A 1,155-nucleotide genomic window follows, 5' to 3' on the forward strand; every position below is an offset into this window, starting at 1 on the left:
TCAGTTCCGGGCGCCGAGGAGGTGGTCCATGGCGAGCTGGTCGAGGTGTTCGAAGGCCATGCCGCGGGCGGCGGCGGCCTCGGCGTCGAAGGTCTCGTACGCGGTGGGATCGGCCAGCAGGGCCGCCAGGCCGTCCTCGGCGGTGGGCCGGGCCAGCTGGTCCAGCCGGGACGCGGCCAGCGCCTCCCGGACCTCGGGATCGGCCCGGAAAGCGGCGGCCCGCTCCTTGAGGATCAGATAGTTGCGCATACAGCCCGCCGCCGACGCCCACACCCCCTCGGCGTCCTCGGTCCGGGGCGGCTTGAAGTCGAAGTGCCGGCACCCCTGGTAACCGGCCGTCTCCAACAGGTCCACCAGCCAGAACGCCGAACGCAGATCCCCCGCCCCGAACCGCAGGTCCTGGTCGTACTTGATCCCCGACTGCCCGTTCAGGTCCAGATGGAACAGCTTGCCCGCCCACAGCGCCTGCGCGACACCGTGCGGGAAGTTCAGCCCCGCCATCTGCTCGTGCCCCACCTCCGGGTTCACCCCGAACAGCTCGGGACGCTCCAGACGCTCGATGAACGCCAGCGCGTGCCCCACCGTGGGCAGCAGAATGTCCCCGCGCGGCTCGTTCGGCTTCGGCTCGATCGCGAACCGCAGGTCATAACCCTGCTCCGTCACATACTGCGCGAGCAGATCGAAGGCCTCCTTCATCCGCTCCAGCGCATCCCGCACGTCCTTGGCCGCACCCGACTCCGCGCCCTCACGCCCGCCCCAGGCCACATACACCTCGGCCCCCAGCTCCACCGCCAGATCGATGTTGCGGACCGTCTTGCGCAGCGCGAACCGGCGCACGTCCCGGTCGTTCGCGGTGAACGCCCCGTCCTTGAACACCGGATGCGTGAACAGGTTCGTCGTCGCCATCGGCACCTTCATGCCCGACGCCTCCAGCGCCTGCCGGAACCTCTTCACCCGCGCCTCACGGCCCGCCTCGTCGGCACCGAACGGGATCAGATCGTCGTCGTGGAAGGTCACCCCGTAGGCACCCAGCTCCGCCAGACGCCGCACCGACTCCACCGGATCCAGCTGCGGCCGGGTCGCGTCCCCGAACGGATCCCTGCCCTGCCACCCAACGGTCCACAGACCGAACGTGAACCTGTCCTCGGGAGTGGG

At 70.0% G+C, this 1,155-nt stretch carries 1 protein-coding gene; it reads right to left on the bottom strand.

The features are described 5' to 3' along the window. Positions 1-1,155 (bottom strand): xylose isomerase (gene xylA, locus ACY1JF_RS31880; RefSeq protein WP_462708754.1); only part of this gene is annotated, 1,155 nt, incomplete at its 5' end.

It is taken from the genome of Streptomyces sp. SYSU D01066-1, assembly GCF_054956795.1.